Here is a 17392-nt window from a genome sequence, read left to right on the forward strand (position 1 = left end):
AAAAATGAGAAAAGGATTGCTGGACATATTAAAAGGAAAGTTTTTGGTGAGCGGGGATGCTCCCAAGAACTGGATGTTTTTGTTGTATGCCTCTTTCTTGGCCGCATTGATGATCTCCAGTAGTCATAATGCCGATAAAAAAGTAATGGAAATAGCCGACTTGAACGAGGAGGTGAGAAAATTGAAAAGCGAGTTTTTTCAAGGAAGGTCCAATGTACAGCAACTCAAGTTGGAGTCCACTTTGCGAAAAGAAGTGGCGGACAAGGGACTTGTTCCTTCGGAAAACCCACCGAAGAAAATAGTGGTAAAATCAGCGGAATAGTGGCAATCACCGAAAAAAATATCATGAATAGGCTCTACCTGGTCGCAGGTGGACTTCTGGTCATGGCCATTGCCGTGGTGGTGAAGCTGGTGGATATCCAGATGGTGGAAGGTGAAAAGTACAAGGAACTTGCCCTGAGCAAGACCGAAAAAATGTTTACCATAGAACCCAATAGGGGCAATCTGTATTCCGAGGATGGTAGCTTATTGGCCGCATCCGTGCCCAAATATGAAATTAGGTTCGATGCCCAGACAGTGTCCGAAACGAATTTTCAAAATCATGTCGCTGCTCTGTCCGATTCGTTGGGAATCCTTTTCAATAGACCTTCTTCCTATTACAGGCAACTGTTCAGAAAGGCCAGGGCCAATGGGAGCAGGTACGAACTGGTGGCCCGTAACGTGGACTATCTGAGTTATGTCCGCATCAAACAGTTCCCTCTTTTTAACCTAGGTCCATATAAAGGTGGATTCATCGAAACCCATCGTGTGGTGAGGGAATACCCTTTGGGCAATATGGCGGCCAGGAGCATTGGTTATGAAAAAGTGGATGAAAACGGGTACTACACCCGTGTAGGTTTGGATGGTGCCTTCGGGGAGACTTATCTGAGGGGCAGGGAAGGAAAGCGTTTGAAACAAAAAATAGCCAAGGGCCAATGGAAACCCGTGGGTTTGGACAATATTGTGGAGCCGCAGGATGGATTGGACGTGGTGTCCACCATTGATGTGAACATACAGGACATTGCCCATCATGAACTTTTGGCACAGTTGGAAAAATATAAGGCAGACCACGGTTGCGTGGTGGTTATGGAGACCAAGACCGGGGAGGTGAAAGCCATTTCCAATCTGGGTCGCACCTCTGATGGGAAATACTACGAAAAACTGAACTATGCCATAGGAGAATCGCACGAGCCGGGCTCCACTTTTAAATTGATGTCCCTGGTGGCCGCTTTGGAAGATAAAGTGGTGGATACCAGCACGGTCATCGACACGGAAAAAGGAAGGTACAGGATATACGATGGCGTGGTAAAGGATTCCAAGTGGGGCGGATATGGGAAGATTTCCACAGCGAGGGCCTTTGCGGTTTCCTCGAACACCGCTTTTGCCAAGATCATCAATGAAAATTATAAGGATCAGCCAGCCAAGTTCGTGAACCGTTTGATGAACATGGGGCTGCACAAAAAATTGGACCTGCCCATCATTGGTGAAGGAGATCCCGTAATCCGATATCCAGGAGACAAGGGTTGGTCGGGGATATCCCTCGGATGGATGTCCCACGGCTACGAAGTGTCGTTGACTCCTATGCAGACCTTGGCCTTTTACAACGCCATTGCCAACGATGGGGAGTTGGTAAAGCCCAGACTGATCAAAGAGGTAAGGGAAGGCAGCAAAGTGGTGAAACGATTTGATAAGGAAGTGCTGAACCCGTCCATCTGCTCCAAGGAAACCGTGGACAAGGTAAGGCAGCTTATGAAGGATGTGGTGGAGAAAAAATACGGCACTGGGCACGGGCTGTACTCCAAGAACTTTTCCATGGCAGGCAAAACAGGGACGGCCCAGAAGAATTACGTGGAAAAAGATCCGGACAAGCTGGCCTATATCTCATCTTTTGTTGGGTATTTTCCAGCGGACAACCCCAAGTATTCCTGCATCGTGATCATCCATGAACCGGATAAGAGCGAGGGGTATTATGGAGCTGATGTGTCAGGGCCTGTCTTTAAGTCCATGGCACAAAAGATACATGCCATCTCTCCTTTGGTGGACGAAGTGGAGACCAAGGAATATGATGATCCTGATCTGGACAAAGCATACGAACAATACTATGCCATGGCCCAGAAAAAATTTGGGATCGTGCCCAACGTAAAGGGAATGAGTGGAATGGATGCAGTCTCCCTACTCGAAAATTTAGGGCTCGAAGTAGAGGTGCACGGAAATGGAAAAGTGAAGAAGCAGTCCATAGATCAAGGAACGGACATTAAAAAAGTAAAAAAAATAGTACTGGAGCTTTCATGAAGTTGTTGAAGGACATATTATATGGTGTGAGCCTTAGTGCGGTGAGCGGGGATACCCATGTCATGGTGAACCATATCCATTTCGATTCGAGAAAAGTGGAGATGGACGATGTGTTCGTAGCTGTTCGGGGTACCATCACCGATGGGCACAAGTACATCCAAAAAGCGGTGGACTCTGGTGCCAAAGCTGTGGTATGTGAAGAACTACCGGAATTGTTGATCAATGGCATTACCTATTTGAAGGTGCCGGATTGCAACAGTGCCTTGGCCATTATGGCTTCCAATTTTTATGGAAACCCGTCAAAAAATCTAAAACTGGTCGGGATTACAGGCACCAATGGAAAGACTACGGTAGCCACGTTGCTCTATAACCTTTACAAGAAAGCGGGTTACAAAGCGGGCCTTCTTTCCACCATAAAAGTGATGGTAGGAGATAAGGAATATCCTGCGAGCCACACTACCCCAGATGTCATGGCCATTAATGATTATCTGGCAAAGATGAGTGCAGAAGGAGTGGAATGTTGTTTCATGGAGGTGAGCTCGCACGGCATCCATCAAAAAAGATCGGAAGGTCTGTATTTTGCAGGGGCGGTCTTTACCAATCTATCCCATGATCATTTGGATTATCACAAAACCTTTGCAGAATACCGCGATACCAAGAAAAAACTCTTCGATAGTTTGCCCAAGACGGCTTTTGCGTTGGTCAACATCGATGACAAAAATGGTTTGGTGATGTTGCAGAACACCAAGGCCAAAAAATACACCTATGCACTGAAATCATATGCCGATTACAGGGCCCAGATATTGGAAAGGCAGTTCAATGGACAGCTGTTGAAATTGGATGACAATGAACTATGGTCCAGGCTTATAGGGGATTTCAACGCCTATAATATGTTGGCCATCTATGCCGTGGCGGATCTTTTGGGGCTGGAAAAAATGGAGACCCTGAGGTTAATGAGCGAACTGGAGACGGTGGATGGCAGGTTCCAATACTATATATCAAAAGAAAAAATAACGGCAATAGTCGATTATGCCCATACGCCGGACGCACTAAAAAATGTATTGATCACCATCAATGCATTGAGGACTGGAAATGAAAAGGTCATCACCGTAGTGGGGTGTGGTGGTGACCGCGATAAGTCTAAGCGTCCGGTTATGGGTCATATCGCTTCCGAAATGAGCGACCAGGCCATATTCACATCCGATAACCCCAGGACAGAGCCCCCGGCAACCATCATTGAGGAAATGGAAAAGGGAGTGGAGGCCCAGAACACCAAAAAAGTATTGTCCATTGAGAACAGAAAGCAGGCCATAAAGGCGGCTTGCAAGTTGGCCTTGGCCAATGATATCATTCTGGTGGCGGGAAAAGGCCATGAAACCTATCAGGAAACCAACGGTGTGCGGGTGGATTTTGATGATTTTAAAGAAGTGAAAGAAGCTCTGGCGAGCCTAAATAAGTAATTGAATGAAAGAAACAAGAAAAAGGAACATTCATTTGAAGCACCTTCTGTCTTGCGTCTTAGATCTTAAGTCTTATATCTGAATATGTTATACTACTTGTTCGAATTTTTGGAGAAACAATACCAACTGCCGGGCGCGGGACTTTTTCGGTTCCTGACCTTTAGGGCGGCCATGGCCGTGATGTTGTCTCTTCTGATAGCAATGGTATATGGAAAACGAATTATCCTGTTTTTACAGAAAAAGCAAATTGGTGAGACTGTTCGTGACCTAGGTTTGGAAGGCCAACAGCAAAAAGCGGGAACACCCACCATGGGGGGCATCATCATCATCATCTCGACCTTGCTACCTGTGCTCTTGTTTGCTGATATCAAGAACATCTATGTGATTCTATTGATAGTCACCACCATATGGATGGGGATCATCGGATTTGTGGACGATTACATCAAGATATTCAAAAAGGACAAAAAGGGCCTGAAGGGAAGATTCAAGGTCATGGGGCAAGTAGGTCTCGGGCTGATCGTGGGCATCACGCTCTATTTTCACCCTATGGTGACCATCAAAGAGAAAGATACCACCACCATTACCGAAAATTTCAAAGTGGAAAAGGTTTTTGGGGAAGAGACCAAGGCGGTCCGTACGAATGTGCCATTCTTTAAGAACAATGAGTTGGATTATGCCGACTTTATTTCATGGATGGGCGAAGGGATCGAAGACTATGCGTGGCTCATTTTCATCCCAGTGGTCATTTTGATCGTCACTGCAGTTTCCAATGGGGCCAACCTGACCGATGGTATTGATGGTCTTGCAGCAGGTTCGTCCGCCATCATTGTGCTCACTTTGGGAATCTTTGCATGGGTTTCGGGCAACATCCAGTTTTCAAACTATCTGGACATTTTCTATCTGCCCAGAGTAGGGGAATTGGTAGTGTTCATTGCGGCCTTTGTAGGTGCGTTGGTCGGATTTCTATGGTACAATACCTATCCCGCCCAAGTATTTATGGGCGATACGGGAAGCCTTACCATTGGTGGGGTCATTGCGGTGATAGCCATTATGGTGAGGAAGGAATTGCTGATTCCCGTATTGTGCGGGATCTTCTTTGCCGAGTCACTGTCGGTGATGTTGCAGGTGGGGTATTTCAAGCATACCAAAAAGAAATATGGTGAAGGGAAACGGATATTTCTGATGGCTCCTCTGCACCACCATTATCAAAAGAAATTATATCACGAGAGCAAAATAGTGACACGGTTCTGGATCATAGGGATTTTATTGGCGGTCATCAGCATCGTCACACTAAAAATTCGATAGATGGATCGCTTGGTGATACTTGGAGGAGGAGAAAGTGGTGTGGGAACCGCCATTTTGGGGAAGAAGAAAGGATTTGAAGTCTTTGTCTCGGACAAAGGGGAAATCAAAGAGAAATACAGAGAAGTTCTTGAACATTTTGAGATTGAATGGGAGTCTGGCGACCACACGGAGGCCAAGATTTTGAATGCCGATGTGGTGATGAAAAGCCCGGGTATTCCCGATAAGGTGCCATTGGTCAAAGCACTCGTTGCCAAGGGTATTCCTGTCATTTCGGAAATAGAGTTTGCATCAAAATATACCGATGCGACCCTTATTGGAATCACAGGAAGCAACGGCAAGACCACCACGACCATGCTCACCTACCACCTTTTAAAAAATGGAGGTTTAAACGTGGGAATGGCCGGAAACATCGGTGACAGCTTTGCCAAAATGGTAGCGGAGCAAGATTTTGATCAGTATGTGTTGGAGATCAGCAGCTTTCAGTTGGATGGCATAGTGGATTTCAAACCGCACATTGCCGTGATCACCAACATCACCCCGGACCATTTGGACCGATATGAGTATCAATTTGAAAACTATATCGCCTCCAAGTTCCGCATCGCCATGAACCAGGACGAAAATGACTACCTGATCTATGATGCCGATGATGAAGTCATGGAAAGTTGGTTAAAGAAGAACCCTGTTCAATCCAAATTGGTCCCTTTTTCGGTCAAAAGAAAATTGGAGGAAGGAGCCTGGTTGGAGGATGAAACGATAAAAATAAAATTAGAACATAAAACCTTGGAAATGAGTACAGATATTTTGGCCTTGGAAGGGCAGCACAACGTAAAGAACACTATGGCCGCAAGCATGGCCGCCCTCTTGGTGAAGGTCAGGAAAGAGACCATTCGCCAGAGCATCCAGTCCTTTCAGGGAGTGCCGCATAGGCTGGAAAAGGTGTTGAAGATCAATCATGTGGAGTACATCAACGATTCCAAGGCGACCAATGTCAACGCCACATTCTATGCGCTGGATGGTATTAAAAAGCCCATTGTTTGGATAGCGGGCGGAGTGGACAAAGGAAACGACTATGCGGAGTTGATGCCCTTGGTAAGGGAAAAGGTGAAGGCCATTATCTGTTTGGGCGTGGACAATACCAAGTTGAAAGAGTCTTTTGGTAATGTGATAGACCTTATGGTGGAGACCTATTCCATGGAGGAAGCGGTCAAAGTGGCCTACAAGGTGGCGGAACGGGGCGATGCCGTCCTTTTGTCGCCGGCCTGTGCCAGTTTTGACCTTTTCAAGAACTACGAGGATAGGGGAGACCAATTTAAAGCAGCAATTAAAAATTTGTAGAACGTGTTGGCCATAGTCAAAAATCTGAAAGGTGATAAAGCCATCTGGGGCGTAGTGGCCCTTTTGGCCCTTTTCTCATTTTTGCCTGTCTATAGTGCAAGTACCAATTTGGTGTTTGTGAACGATGACGGGACCACATTCGGACACTTGGTGAAACATGCCGTGCTCCTGTTCTTGGGCTTTGGGATCATTTATGCCATCCATAAGATTCCTACCCATTATTTTAAGGGGCTTTCCATCATTGCGCTGCCCATTGTGTTGATTTTGCTGGCCTATACTTTGACGGTGGAAACCCGCATTGGTGGGGTCACGGCAAACCGTTGGATCAAGATTCCTTTAGTGGGGGTCAATTTTCAGACATCCACCTTGGCATCGGTTGTGTTGATGATATGGATTGCTCGGTATCTGACCAAGATCAAGGATGTAAAGATCACTTTTAAGGAAAGTATTTTACCACTTTGGCTTCCGACGGCCTTGGTGGTGATGCTCATTTTGCCCGAAAACTTTTCAACGGCGGCCATCATCTGTTTTATGGTGTTGGTGCTGTGCTTTTTGGGTGGATATCCGCTAAAATATCTGTTTGCCATGGTGGGCACGGGAATCGTTTTGGGCGGTATGTTCATGTTCGTCCTTTTCAAGGCACCCGAAGTGTTGCCAAATAGAGCGGGCACATGGAAATCCAGGATAGAGACCTTTATCCATCCAGAAGAGGCGGACAAGGATGACCTGCACCAGCTCACACTGGCCCAGATAGCCATCGCCGAAGGGGGCGTAGTGGGCAAAGGGGCCGGAAAGAGCGTCATGAAAAATATGTTGTCGCAAAGTACCTCGGATTTCATCTTTGCGATCATTATTGAAGAATATGGATTGTTGGGTGGGGGAGCCTTGCTGTTTTTTTACCTGTTGTTGTTATTCCGGATCGTGGTGGTGGCACACTCGGCCAAAACAGTATTTTCAAAACTGTTGGTGATCGGGGTCGGGCTGCCCATTGTGTTCCAGGCATTCATCAACATGGCCGTGGTGGTGCAGTTGTTTCCGGTAACGGGCCAGCCATTGCCGCTGATCAGCATGGGAGGTACTTCCATATGGATGACCTGCTTGGCGATAGGCATCGTACTGAGTGCGAGCAATAAGACAGAGAATTTGGAGGAGCAATCCTATGACATAGATGAGACCAACCCTTTAGAAGTATTGAGTGGGCAGTTATAGGTTCATACTTTCAGGGGGAGGAACGGGAGGACATATCTATCCCGCAGTGGCCATAGCCAACGAGCTGAAGAAAAGGCATCCAGATGCCAAGTTCCTGTTCGTGGGGGCCAAGGATAAAATGGAGATGGAAAAAGTGCCACAGGCCGGTTATGAGATCAAGGGCTTGTGGATAAGTGGAATACAACGGAAACTGACATTGAAAAATCTCATGTTTCCCTTTAAAGTGATAAGTAGTTTGTTGGAAGCCAGAAAGATAGTGAAGCAGTTCAAGCCCCATGTGGCCATAGGCACGGGAGGCTTTGCCAGCGGACCATTGTTAAGGATGGCGGCCGGTGCGGGCATTCCCTGTGTGCTTCAGGAGCAGAATTCCTTTGCGGGCATTACGAACAAACTATTGGCCAGCAAAGCTCAGAAAATATGTGTGGCCTATGATGGGATGGAGCGGTTTTTTCCCAAGGAAAAAGTCGTGAAGACGGGCAATCCCGTCCGCATGGATTTGGTGACCCAGGAATCGGGCAAGGAAGAGGCCCTTGGTTTCTTTGGCTTGAATGCGGGCAAGAAGACCCTCCTGATCTTGGGAGGCAGTCTGGGTGCCAGACGCATCAACCAATTGGTGGGGAAAGAGTTGAATTTTTTTGAAAGACAGGGCCTGCAAGTGCTTTGGCAGTGTGGCAAGCTCTATGTGGAGGACTACAAAGCATACGATTCGGATTCGGTAAAGGTATTGGCCTTCGTCAATCGTATGGACTTGGCCTATGCTGCTGCGGATGTGATCATTTCGAGGGCCGGGGCGGGTTCGGTTTCGGAGCTGTGCCTGGTGGGAAAACCGGTAATCTTTATCCCATCGCCCAATGTGGCCGAAGACCATCAGACCCAAAATGCAAATGCCCTGGTGTCCAAGGAAGCTGCCATCATGTTGAGGGAAAGTGAACTGGATGCCGAATTTGAAAAAAAGTTTACGGAATTGATGGCTTCCAATGACATGCAGGAACGTCTGGGAATGAACATCAAGAAATTGGCCATGCCCAAGGCCACGGAACATATAGTGGATGAAATTGAAAAATTGCTGAAGTGAACCTGAAGGATATACATAGCGTCTATTTTATTGGTATAGGAGGCATAGGGATGTCCGCTTTGGCCCGTTATTTCGATTTTATCGGAAAACCGGTTGCCGGGTACGACAAGACCTCAACGCCTATTACCGATGGCCTTCAGGAAAAGGGAATCCAGGTTCATTTTGAAGATGATATCGCTTCGGTGCCGGACACGTTCAAGCAGCCGGGTACCTTGGTGGTCTATACCCCTGCGGTCCCCTCATCCCATGGTGAGCTCAATTTTTATAAAGCGAACGGTTTCGAGATCAAGAAGCGTTCGGAGGTGTTGGGTATCATCACCAAAGACTCCTATTGCTTGGCCGTAGCCGGCACACATGGAAAAACGACCACCTCATGCATCTTGGCGCACCTGCTCAAGGAGTGTGGGCTTCCCTTCACTGCATTTTTGGGAGGGATATCGGAAGATTTCAACAGCAATTTTGTGTTGGAGGGTACTGAATATTCCGTGGTGGAGGCCGATGAGTTCGACCGTTCCTTTTTGAGGTTGTCTCCCACGGTGGCCTGTATCACAAGTATGGATGCCGACCACTTGGACATTTATGGCACCCATGAAGAATTGCTTCAGTCCTTTCGGGATTTTGTAGGAAAGATAAAACCTGGTGGGAAACTGTTCGTGCGAAAAGGATTGCCCATGGAGGGCACCACCTTTGGCATAGAAGATGGCTCCGACTTTTGTATTGAACATATTGACATTGAACATGGAACCTACGTATTTGATCTCGTTACGCCTTCCGAGGTGCTGAAACAGGTTCGTTTTGGCAAGCCTGGAAGGCACAATTTGCTCAATGGATTAGCTGCTTTTGCGATGGCGGTGCAAACGGGTTGCCCACCCCACCGCCTTGCCGAAGCTTTGGCTACGTTCAAGGGCGTACAGCGTAGATTTTCGTACCAGATCAAGGAAAAGGATTTTGTCTTTATCGATGACTACGCGCACCATCCCGCTGAAATTGATGCGGTGCACCAGGCCATACGAGAGATGCACCCCGGGGAAAAGGTGACGGCGATCTTTCAGCCCCATCTGTTTTCAAGGACCAAGGATTTTGCGGACGATTTTGCCCAAAGTCTTTCCCAGTTCGATGAGATCATCCTCTTGGACATCTACCCGGCAAGGGAAGAACCTATGGAGGGCATCACATCGACTTGGCTGTTGGGGAAAATAGATAACCCGAATAAAAAACTAGTTCCCAAAGCGGAATTGATAAAAGAAGTAAGTAACTGTAAAACAGGGGTTTTAGTGGCTCTTGGGGCAGGGGACATAGGGCTTGAAGTGCCCAAAATAAAAAAAGAATTGGCTTATGCGGGTTAATTGGAATTACATCAAATTGGCTTTTCTGTCGGTGGCCGTAATTGCACTTTACGGTTTTGCCGATCAGCGGAGCAAAAAGAGGAAGATAGACGATATCTCGGTTAAATTTGTGGGCGACAACAACTTGTACTTGACTGAGGATGCGGTTAATAAATTGTTAATACAAAATTACGGCCCCGTAAAAAATAGGGCCAAAGAACAATTAGTTTTGAATACCATAGAGGAGGTAATTCTGTCCAACGATATGGTGAAAAATGCCCAAGTCTATCTTACTGTAAACGGGGAACTTATCTCAAAGATTGTTCAGCGTAAACCGATTGGAAGAGTAGAAGGGGTCTCCAAATTTTATTTGGATGATTTGGGAGAGCGTATGCCATTGTCCAAGCAACATTCGGCAAGGGTGCCCATCATCACGGGTAAAATTACGGGCAGGACCCTCGAGGACGCATATGTGATCCTCAACTATATCAACGAAGATGATTTTCTCAGGAAAAATGTCATCGGGATACACATTGAAGATGAAGGAAACTATCAACTCAAATTCCGCATGGAGAACTTTGTGGTGAATTTGGGGGGAGTGGACAATCTAAATACAAAGTTCAAGAATTTCATGGCTTTCTATGCTAAGGCGGCCAAGGACAATTCCTTGGAAGATTATGTAATAGTGAGTTTGGAGTTCAACAATCAAGTGGTTTGCACCAAAATATAAGATATGGAACAGGGTAATTATTCAGTTGGGTTGGATATTGGAACCACCAAGATCGTAGCGATCATTGGTAGGGAGAACGAGTATGGAAAAATTGAGGTTCTGGGCATGGGCAAGTCCAAAAGTCTGGGCGTGCACAGAGGGGTGGTGAACAACATCACCCAGACCATCTCCTCCATTCAACAAGCAGTGGAGCAGGCAGAACTGAACTCTGGTCTAAAAATAGGCTCGGTTGTCGTTGGCATTGCCGGACAGCACATACGGAGCCTGCAACACAGTGACTACATCACCAGGCCTAATTCCGAGGAAGTCATCAACAATGACGATCTGGACAGGCTTTGCAACCAAGTCTACAAATTGGTCATGCTTCCCGGTGAGGAGATCATCCATGTACTACCACAAGAGTACAAAGTGGACGGCCAGTCCGAGATAAAGGAACCCAAAGGAATGTACGGTGGCCGTTTGGAGGCCAATTTCCATGTAGTGGTCGGTCAGGTGTCATCCATCAAAAACATTGGAAGGTGCATCAAGAGTGCCGGGCTGGACCTAGGCAACATCACCTTGGAGCCCTTGGCTTCTGCCGAAGCGGTTCTGAGCCAGGAAGAAAAAGAAGCGGGCGTTGCCCTTATCGACATAGGTGGTGGAACCACGGACCTTGCCATTTTCAAGGATGGGATCATCCGCCATACCTCCGTTATCCCATTTGGTGGCAACGTGATCACCGAAGATATCAAAGAAGGCTGTTCCATCATTGAAAAACAGGCCGAACTGTTGAAGATCAAGTTCGGTTCCGCATGGCCGGGCGAGAACAAGGACAACGAGATTGTCTCCATTCCTGGTCTAAGGGGAAGGGAGCCCAAGGAAATCACCTTGAAGAACCTCTCCAAGATCATCCATGCAAGAGTGGTGGAAATCATAGAGCAGGTCTATGTGGAGATCAAAAACTATGGTCATGAGGACCAAAAGAAAAAATTGATCGCTGGAATCGTATTGACCGGTGGGGGAAGCCAATTGAAACACTTGAAACAATTGGTGGAGTATATTACCGGGATGGATACCCGGATCGGTTATCCCAACGAACATTTAGCTGGCGATTCCGACGAGGAAATTGCCAGTCCGTTGTACGCAACGGCGGTAGGATTGTTGATGAACGCCCTGGAGTCCAAAACAATGGGCAAGGTGGTAGATCAACAGGAAGAAGTGCAAAAAGAGGAAAAGGTGCTGGTGGAGCAGGAGCATGTTGGGGCAGAGGCCACCTTGACCTCGCACAAGGAAAGAAAATCCATTTTTGACAAGTGGTCCGAGAAGCTGAAGGACTTTTTGGACAACGCAGAATAATAACCCCATTAACGAAACACAACTGTCATGAGCAAGAACACTGAATTTGACAACATCGCTTTTGATTTGCCCAAGAACAAGAGCAACGTAATAAAGGTAATAGGAGTAGGCGGCGGCGGTAGCAATGCCATCAACCACATGTTCCAGGCAGGGATCAATGGAGTGGATTTCGTGATCTGCAACACCGATGCCCAAGCCTTACAGAACAGCTCTGTGCCCAACAAGATCCAGTTAGGGGTCTCCCTCACCGAAGGTCTAGGGGCAGGGGCCAACCCCGATGTTGGGGAGCAGGCCGCCCTTGAAAGCATGGAAGAGATCAAGGGCATGTTGGGACATAATACCAAAATGGCCTTCATCACAGCAGGTATGGGAGGAGGAACCGGTACCGGGGCCGCGCCCATTCTTGCCAAACTGGCCAAGGAATTGGACATTCTGACCGTGGGCATCGTTACCATCCCTTTCCAGTTTGAAGGGGCCATGCGTAACAAGCAAGCACAGTTGGGGATAGAAAAATTACGGGCGAATGTGGATTCGCTCATCGTGATCAATAACAACAAACTTCGTGAAGTATACGGCAATCTTGGGTTTAAGGCTGGCTTCTCAAAGGCAGACGAAGTGTTGGCCACTGCGGCAAGGGGTATCGCAGAAGTCATCACACACCACTATACACAGAACATTGACCTTAGGGATGCCAAGACGGTGCTTTCCAACAGTGGAACGGCCATTATGGGTTCTGCCGTGGCGTCAGGTTCAGCTAGGGCCACAGAGGCCATCATGAAAGCGTTGGATTCGCCATTGCTGAACGACAACAAGATCAATGGGGCCAAAAATGTACTGTTGCTGATTGTTTCCGGTTCCCAGGAGATTACCATCGATGAGATTGGGGAGATCAATGATCATATCCAGATAGAGGCCGGACACGGTGCCAATATCATCATGGGTGTGGGTGAGGACGAGAATCTCGGAGAGGCCATTGCCGTGACCGTGATCGCCACTGGCTTCAATGTGGACCAGCAGGACAACATAGTAAACACGGAATCCAAGAAGGTATTCTATACGTTGGAGGACGAGCAGACCGCGCAACAAGATTTGACCCCTGAGGCCACGGCGGTACGGGAAATGAGGGTGGAAAAGGCTCCCATTGTGGAACCTGAACCAGAACCCACCGTGGTGAAGCACACTTTGGAAATGAAAGAAGAGGAAGTGGAGGAGCGTAGTGTGCCCAAGGCCAAGATGCAAGAACCCGATTTGGTGCCCACCACAAGCTATATCAGGAATTTCAATGTATTTTATGAAGAAGTGGTCCCTGAATATGTGGAAGACGACTTTATCATCATAGAAGCCAAGAATATCATCAACAATATAGAAGTAGTGGAGCCTGAAGTGGTTACTCCCAAGTCACAGGAAGACCAATTTACCTTGAGTTTTGACATGCCCCTCCACAATGAAGTAGAGGAGGAAGAGGATGAAAGGGAACACACGGTCACCTTCAATTTGGATGATGGCATTGGGGATGTGAGGGTGAATGAATATGTGGAGGTAAAACCTGTTTTGGAATACAAAAAGCAGGGGGAGACCCGCTACAATTTGGAAGAGTATATGGAATTGGAGACCAAACTGACCGGTGCCAAGTCCATGGCCGAGACCCATGAGCCCAAATTGGTGGAAAATGAACTTGTCTTTGAGAAAAAGACCTTGAAAGTCGAGGCCGCCAATCAAAAAGAGGAGACCACGGACAGCTTGGACCCTTTCAACAGTTCCATCAGCGATCTTCTAAAGGATAGGGCGGACGAGCGCAGGAGAAAACTGAAAAATTTCAACTATAAATTCCAGAACAACAGGAACAGTATAGACGAAATCGAGAAACAGCCAGCATACAAGCGCCAAGGGGTAGATCTGAACGATGTTCCAAAGGAGCAGAAGGTTTCCAGGACCACATTGAGCGAGGATAGCAACGATGATCTACAGTTGCGTTCCAACAACTCATTTTTGCACGATAATGTTGATTAGTAGTGTTTAAATTGACATCCATTTTTTAAATGGAAGCATGAACCCGAAAGTTGAGATACTTTCGGGTTTATTTTTTATCTTCGCAGCCCAAAATAGATGGAAATGGGTTTGCAGGAAAAGGTAATGACAGAAATGAAGGTGGCCATGAAGGCAAAAGATACTGTTGCCTTGGAATCATTGCGTGCCATCAAGTCGGCCATTTTGTTGGCAAAGACGGAAACAGGTGCCGGTGCAGAACTTTCGGAGGAGGAAGAAGTGAAACTGATCCAGAAATTGGTAAAACAACGAAAGGACAGTGCGGCTATCTTCCAACAACAAGGAAGGGAAGATTTGGCCGGACCAGAGCTTGCACAGGTGGCGGTGATCGAGAAATTCTTACCCGAACAATTGTCCGAGGAAGAGGTTGAAAAAGTGGTGCTCAAAACCATAGAATCCGTTGGTGCTTCGGGGATGCAGGATATGGGCAAGGTGATGGGCATCGTATCCAAGGAATTGGCAGGTCAGGCCGATGGAAAGACTATTTCCAGCATTGTAAAGGCAAAATTGAGCGTATAAAAATAAACTCCTGTATTTTTGGGAGTGGAATGGCCCAGTAGTTCAACTGGATAGAATATCAGATTTCGGCTCTGAGGGTTGGGGGTTCGAATCCTCCCTGGGTCACAGATAAATCAAAAGGCTTCACGTCAAATCAAGTTAACTTGAATTTGTAAGTGGGGCTTTTTGATTTTCATGATGGAACGTTCAGGGATATACAATCCTTATCTAGGTCACAAAAACAAAAGCAGGCATCATTGCCTGCTTTTGTTATAATGGCCTAAAAAAATAACCCGACAGACAAAGAAGGTATGGTATGGGAACGTCTGTCGGGCGTGAATGAATATTGAATTAAGGCTTATTGGTCCAATCCGAGCAAAGTAGCAGCCTCACCAAAGTTTTCAGGCATTTTGTTGACCAAATCACTGGCCTGGGCAACGTTGGCGGGAACTATCACGTATTTTATCAAATACGCATCGTTATTTTCAAAGTTGCTCACATCGTTTGCTTCACCGACTATCACCAACCCAGGTGGTAAAATATTGGGGTCTGTAGCGGTTGCGGTATAGGTATAGATATGATCGGAACCATCTTGATATGGGAGTAATAAAGTAAAAGTGCCCAAACCATAATCACGCTTTAGATAAACCAGGATTACGCCACCGGTTTCCAAAAAGGCTTCAATGTCTGCTATCCCGGGTATTTCTTCAATGAACATTTGTCCAAAAGTAGGAGGAACATTGTTGTCTACATTGTCCCAAGCAATTTGCATCCAATCGGAAACGATGACATTGGCGTTCCCATCTTGGCCCTGTTCTCCTTGGGGTCCTTGCACTCCTTGAGCTCCTTGCTCTCCCTGAATTCCCATTTCGCCGTTGAGGCCGTCCTTGCCATCTTCGCCAGAGCAGGAAACCAAGACAATACCCATCCCCAAGAAAAGGAGAAGGGTCAATTTTGATAGATTTAAAAGTGTTGTTTTCATAAAATAAATAAAATGGATTAGTAAAAATGTATATGATGTTGGTATGAGTGGGGTTTATTTCGGTGTTGTCTGTTCACCAGCAAAACGGAAGTGTAATGGGCTGATTTCAAACACAGATATGCAGTATTTTTATCTGGACAAAAACTTATTGTTGCAATCCAAGTAAAGTTGCAGCCTCACTAAAACTTTCGGGCATATTGTTGACCAGATCACTGGCTTGTGCAATGTTGGCAGGGACAATCACATACTTTATCAAATAGTTATCGCTGTTTTCCATAGAGGAAACATTGATCGATTCACCTCTTATGACCAATCCGGGCACAAAAAGATTGGGATCGGTAGAGGTCACAGCATATGAAAAGATGCGTTCCGAACCATCTTGATGTGGAAGTGGTGTTGTAAAGGTGGCCAAGCCGATATCACGTCTCAAATAAAAAAGAACGACTCCTCCTGTGTCTATGAATACATTAATGTCATTGATGCCAGGAATTTCTTCGATGATCATTTCTCCCCAAGTAGGAGGAACATTGTTATCTGCATTGTCCCAAACGATGTACATCCAATCGGAAACGATGACATTGGCGTTCCCATCTTGGCCATTCTGTCCGTCCAGTCCATCTTGACCGGGTTCGCCTTGTGCTCCCTGCTCACCCTGAGGTCCTTGCTCCCCTTGGGGTCCTTGTTCTCCTTGCTCTCCCTGAGGTCCTTGTTCGCCTTGTGTCCCCGGTTCCCCCTGTGCTCCTTGCGTTCCTGGTTCCCCTTGTGGACCTTGTGCTCCTTGGACTCCCATTTCTCCATTGATTCCATCTGTGCCATCTTCGCCAGAACAGGAAACGATGATCATGCCTAACCCCAACAGAAGGAGGATGGATATTTTTGATAGATGTAAAAGTGTTTTTTTCATATAATGAATTGATGTAGGGTGTATATATAAAATTGGTAAGAATGGTTTAAAAATATCAGTGCTGGGATTCGGATTAAATTCATGTAAAGACCAAAATTAGAAAGTGGTTTCAAGTAATTTTCAGACAATTGACGGATGGCCGTTTTGGGTTGACGGATGGGCGGTTTGAAGAAGCGGAAGTGATTTTGGGAAGGTAAAACCGCACCTTTGTTTTAAAAAATGTTGAACAATAATTTCATGGAAACCTATTGCTCCAACCCGAGTAAATTGGCAATCTCGTCAAACTCCTTTGGTATTTGATTGGTTATGCCGCTGGTCTGAGCGATGTTGGCGGGTATCAGTACATAGCGTATACGTGTGGCTGGGTCGTTTTCCACAATGTCAAGATTGGAATGGGTCACAAACACTCTGATACCTGTAAAACTTGTACCAAATTTGCCATAAGCAAACTCGTAGCTCTGATAGTTGGAGTACATTGGGAGTGCCCGAACAGTTGTACCACCATAATCGATCCTTAAATACACCATCACAACCCCTCCACTTTCAGCGAAATCCAAAATGTTTTCAACAGGAATGTCCATCCAAGCGTAATCCACCTCATTGGTATGGCTCCAGACAAAGGGCATCCAATCGGAAACGATCACGTTGGCATTTCCATCTTGACCAGCAGGTCCCATTTCGCCGTCGATTCCATCTTTGCCATCTTCACCTGAACAGGAAATCAAGATGGTGCCAAGTCCCAAGAAAAGAAGAAGGGACATTTTTGATATATTCAAGAGTGTTGTTTTCATAAATTGAATGTTACTTATTAGTCAGTAACCAAGCTTTCGATATTCAAATTAGCAAATGGCTTCGAG

The 17392-nt window shown here is 46.5% G+C and carries 15 protein-coding genes and 1 tRNA gene; 13 read left to right on the plus strand and 3 right to left on the minus strand.

Features of this window, described 5'->3' with window-relative positions; genetic code table 11:
- Window positions 1-4: 4 nt before the first annotated feature.
- The 13 genes from D2V93_RS12630 to D2V93_RS12690 all read left to right on the plus strand — a co-directional run bounded on the left by D2V93_RS12630 (window position 5) and on the right by D2V93_RS12690 (window position 14775).
- Window positions 5-322 carry an FtsL-like putative cell division protein gene (locus D2V93_RS12630; RefSeq protein WP_072878527.1) on the plus strand — a complete coding sequence of 106 codons (318 nt, stop codon included), beginning with the start codon at window positions 5-7 and terminating at the stop codon, window positions 320-322.
- Entirely contained in the window at window positions 322-2331 is a 2010-nt protein-coding gene (locus tag D2V93_RS12635; RefSeq protein ID WP_119617904.1) for a penicillin-binding protein, read from the plus strand. Before D2V93_RS12630 ends, D2V93_RS12635 begins: the two co-directional genes overlap by 1 nt.
- The gene (locus D2V93_RS12640) at window positions 2328-3791 is read left to right on the plus strand and encodes a UDP-N-acetylmuramoyl-L-alanyl-D-glutamate--2,6-diaminopimelate ligase (protein ID WP_119617905.1); all 1464 of its coding nucleotides are present in this window, start codon (window positions 2328-2330) and stop codon (window positions 3789-3791) included. The genes D2V93_RS12635 and D2V93_RS12640 overlap by 4 nt, the downstream gene beginning before the upstream one ends.
- Before the next feature lie 84 nt (window positions 3792-3875).
- Window positions 3876-5096: a phospho-N-acetylmuramoyl-pentapeptide-transferase gene (mraY, locus tag D2V93_RS12645; protein ID WP_119617906.1), complete on the plus strand. Its 1221-nt coding sequence runs from the start codon at window positions 3876-3878 to the stop codon at window positions 5094-5096.
- Window positions 5097-6431: a UDP-N-acetylmuramoyl-L-alanine--D-glutamate ligase gene (gene murD, locus D2V93_RS12650; protein WP_119617907.1), complete on the plus strand. Its 1335-nt coding sequence runs from the start codon at window positions 5097-5099 to the stop codon at window positions 6429-6431. It abuts the gene before it with no gap.
- A gap of 3 nt (window positions 6432-6434) precedes the next feature.
- On the plus strand, window positions 6435-7640 hold the full coding sequence (locus tag D2V93_RS12655) for an FtsW/RodA/SpoVE family cell cycle protein (protein ID WP_119617908.1): 1206 nt from the start codon (window positions 6435-6437) through the stop codon (window positions 7638-7640).
- On the plus strand, window positions 7627-8715 hold the full coding sequence (murG, locus tag D2V93_RS12660) for an undecaprenyldiphospho-muramoylpentapeptide beta-N-acetylglucosaminyltransferase (protein ID WP_119617909.1): 1089 nt from the start codon (window positions 7627-7629) through the stop codon (window positions 8713-8715). Before D2V93_RS12655 ends, murG begins: the two co-directional genes overlap by 14 nt.
- Window positions 8712-10061: a UDP-N-acetylmuramate--L-alanine ligase gene (murC, locus tag D2V93_RS12665; RefSeq protein ID WP_119617910.1), complete on the plus strand. Its 1350-nt coding sequence runs from the start codon at window positions 8712-8714 to the stop codon at window positions 10059-10061. Before murG ends, murC begins: the two co-directional genes overlap by 4 nt.
- Entirely contained in the window at window positions 10051-10770 is a 720-nt protein-coding gene (locus D2V93_RS12670; protein WP_119617911.1) for a cell division protein FtsQ/DivIB, read from the plus strand. The genes murC and D2V93_RS12670 overlap by 11 nt, the downstream gene beginning before the upstream one ends.
- A 3-nt stretch (window positions 10771-10773) precedes the next feature.
- Window positions 10774-12105 carry a cell division protein FtsA gene (ftsA, locus tag D2V93_RS12675; RefSeq protein ID WP_072878553.1) on the plus strand — a complete coding sequence of 444 codons (1332 nt, stop codon included), beginning with the start codon at window positions 10774-10776 and terminating at the stop codon, window positions 12103-12105.
- A 27-nt stretch (window positions 12106-12132) separates the two neighbouring features.
- Window positions 12133-14115 (plus strand): cell division protein FtsZ, encoded by a 1983-nt coding sequence (ftsZ, locus tag D2V93_RS12680; RefSeq protein ID WP_119617912.1) that lies wholly within the window; start codon window positions 12133-12135, stop codon window positions 14113-14115.
- A gap of 102 nt (window positions 14116-14217) precedes the next feature.
- Complete coding sequence (locus D2V93_RS12685) at window positions 14218-14670, plus strand: GatB/YqeY domain-containing protein (RefSeq protein ID WP_119618010.1); 453 nt, start codon at window positions 14218-14220, stop codon at window positions 14668-14670.
- Between the two features lie 31 nt (window positions 14671-14701).
- Window positions 14702-14775: transfer RNA gene (locus D2V93_RS12690), tRNA-Arg, on the plus strand.
- A gap of 232 nt (window positions 14776-15007) precedes the next feature.
- Here D2V93_RS12690 and D2V93_RS12695 read toward each other — a convergent pair.
- From D2V93_RS12695 to D2V93_RS12705, 3 genes are all read right to left on the minus strand, one after another.
- Complete coding sequence (locus tag D2V93_RS12695) at window positions 15008-15631, minus strand: collagen-like protein (RefSeq protein ID WP_119617913.1); 624 nt, start codon at window positions 15629-15631, stop codon at window positions 15008-15010.
- A 145-nt stretch (window positions 15632-15776) separates the two neighbouring features.
- Window positions 15777-16535: a collagen-like protein gene (locus tag D2V93_RS18760; RefSeq protein ID WP_220473607.1), complete on the minus strand. Its 759-nt coding sequence runs from the start codon at window positions 16533-16535 to the stop codon at window positions 15777-15779.
- A 245-nt stretch (window positions 16536-16780) separates the two neighbouring features.
- Window positions 16781-17326, minus strand: coding sequence for a hypothetical protein (locus D2V93_RS12705; RefSeq protein ID WP_147377326.1), 546 nt, complete (start codon window positions 17324-17326; stop codon window positions 16781-16783).
- Window positions 17327-17392: the final 66 nt, after the last annotated feature.

Source organism: Flagellimonas taeanensis, from assembly GCF_003584105.1.
Taxonomy (GTDB): domain Bacteria; phylum Bacteroidota; class Bacteroidia; order Flavobacteriales; family Flavobacteriaceae; genus Flagellimonas; species Flagellimonas taeanensis.

Excerpts from the sequence above, each read along its gene's own strand:
- murD (WP_119617907.1), top strand. The coding sequence starts at position 5,097 with ATGGATCGCTTGGTGATACTTGGAGGAGGAGAAAGTGGTGTGGGAACC.
- D2V93_RS12685 (WP_119618010.1), top strand. The coding sequence starts at position 14,218 with ATGGGTTTGCAGGAAAAGGTAATGACAGAAATGAAGGTGGCCATGAAG.
- D2V93_RS12705 (WP_147377326.1), bottom strand. The coding sequence starts at position 17,326 with ATGAAAACAACACTCTTGAATATATCAAAAATGTCCCTTCTTCTTTTC.
- mraY (WP_119617906.1), top strand. The coding sequence starts at position 3,876 with ATGTTATACTACTTGTTCGAATTTTTGGAGAAACAATACCAACTGCCG.
- ftsZ (WP_119617912.1), top strand. The coding sequence starts at position 12,133 with ATGAGCAAGAACACTGAATTTGACAACATCGCTTTTGATTTGCCCAAG.
- D2V93_RS18760 (WP_220473607.1), bottom strand. The coding sequence starts at position 16,535 with ATGAAAAAAACACTTTTACATCTATCAAAAATATCCATCCTCCTTCTG.
- ftsA (WP_072878553.1), top strand. The coding sequence starts at position 10,774 with ATGGAACAGGGTAATTATTCAGTTGGGTTGGATATTGGAACCACCAAG.
- D2V93_RS12695 (WP_119617913.1), bottom strand. The coding sequence starts at position 15,631 with ATGAAAACAACACTTTTAAATCTATCAAAATTGACCCTTCTCCTTTTC.
- D2V93_RS12640 (WP_119617905.1), top strand. The coding sequence starts at position 2,328 with ATGAAGTTGTTGAAGGACATATTATATGGTGTGAGCCTTAGTGCGGTG.
- D2V93_RS12670 (WP_119617911.1), top strand. The coding sequence starts at position 10,051 with ATGCGGGTTAATTGGAATTACATCAAATTGGCTTTTCTGTCGGTGGCC.
- D2V93_RS12630 (WP_072878527.1), top strand. The coding sequence starts at position 5 with ATGAGAAAAGGATTGCTGGACATATTAAAAGGAAAGTTTTTGGTGAGC.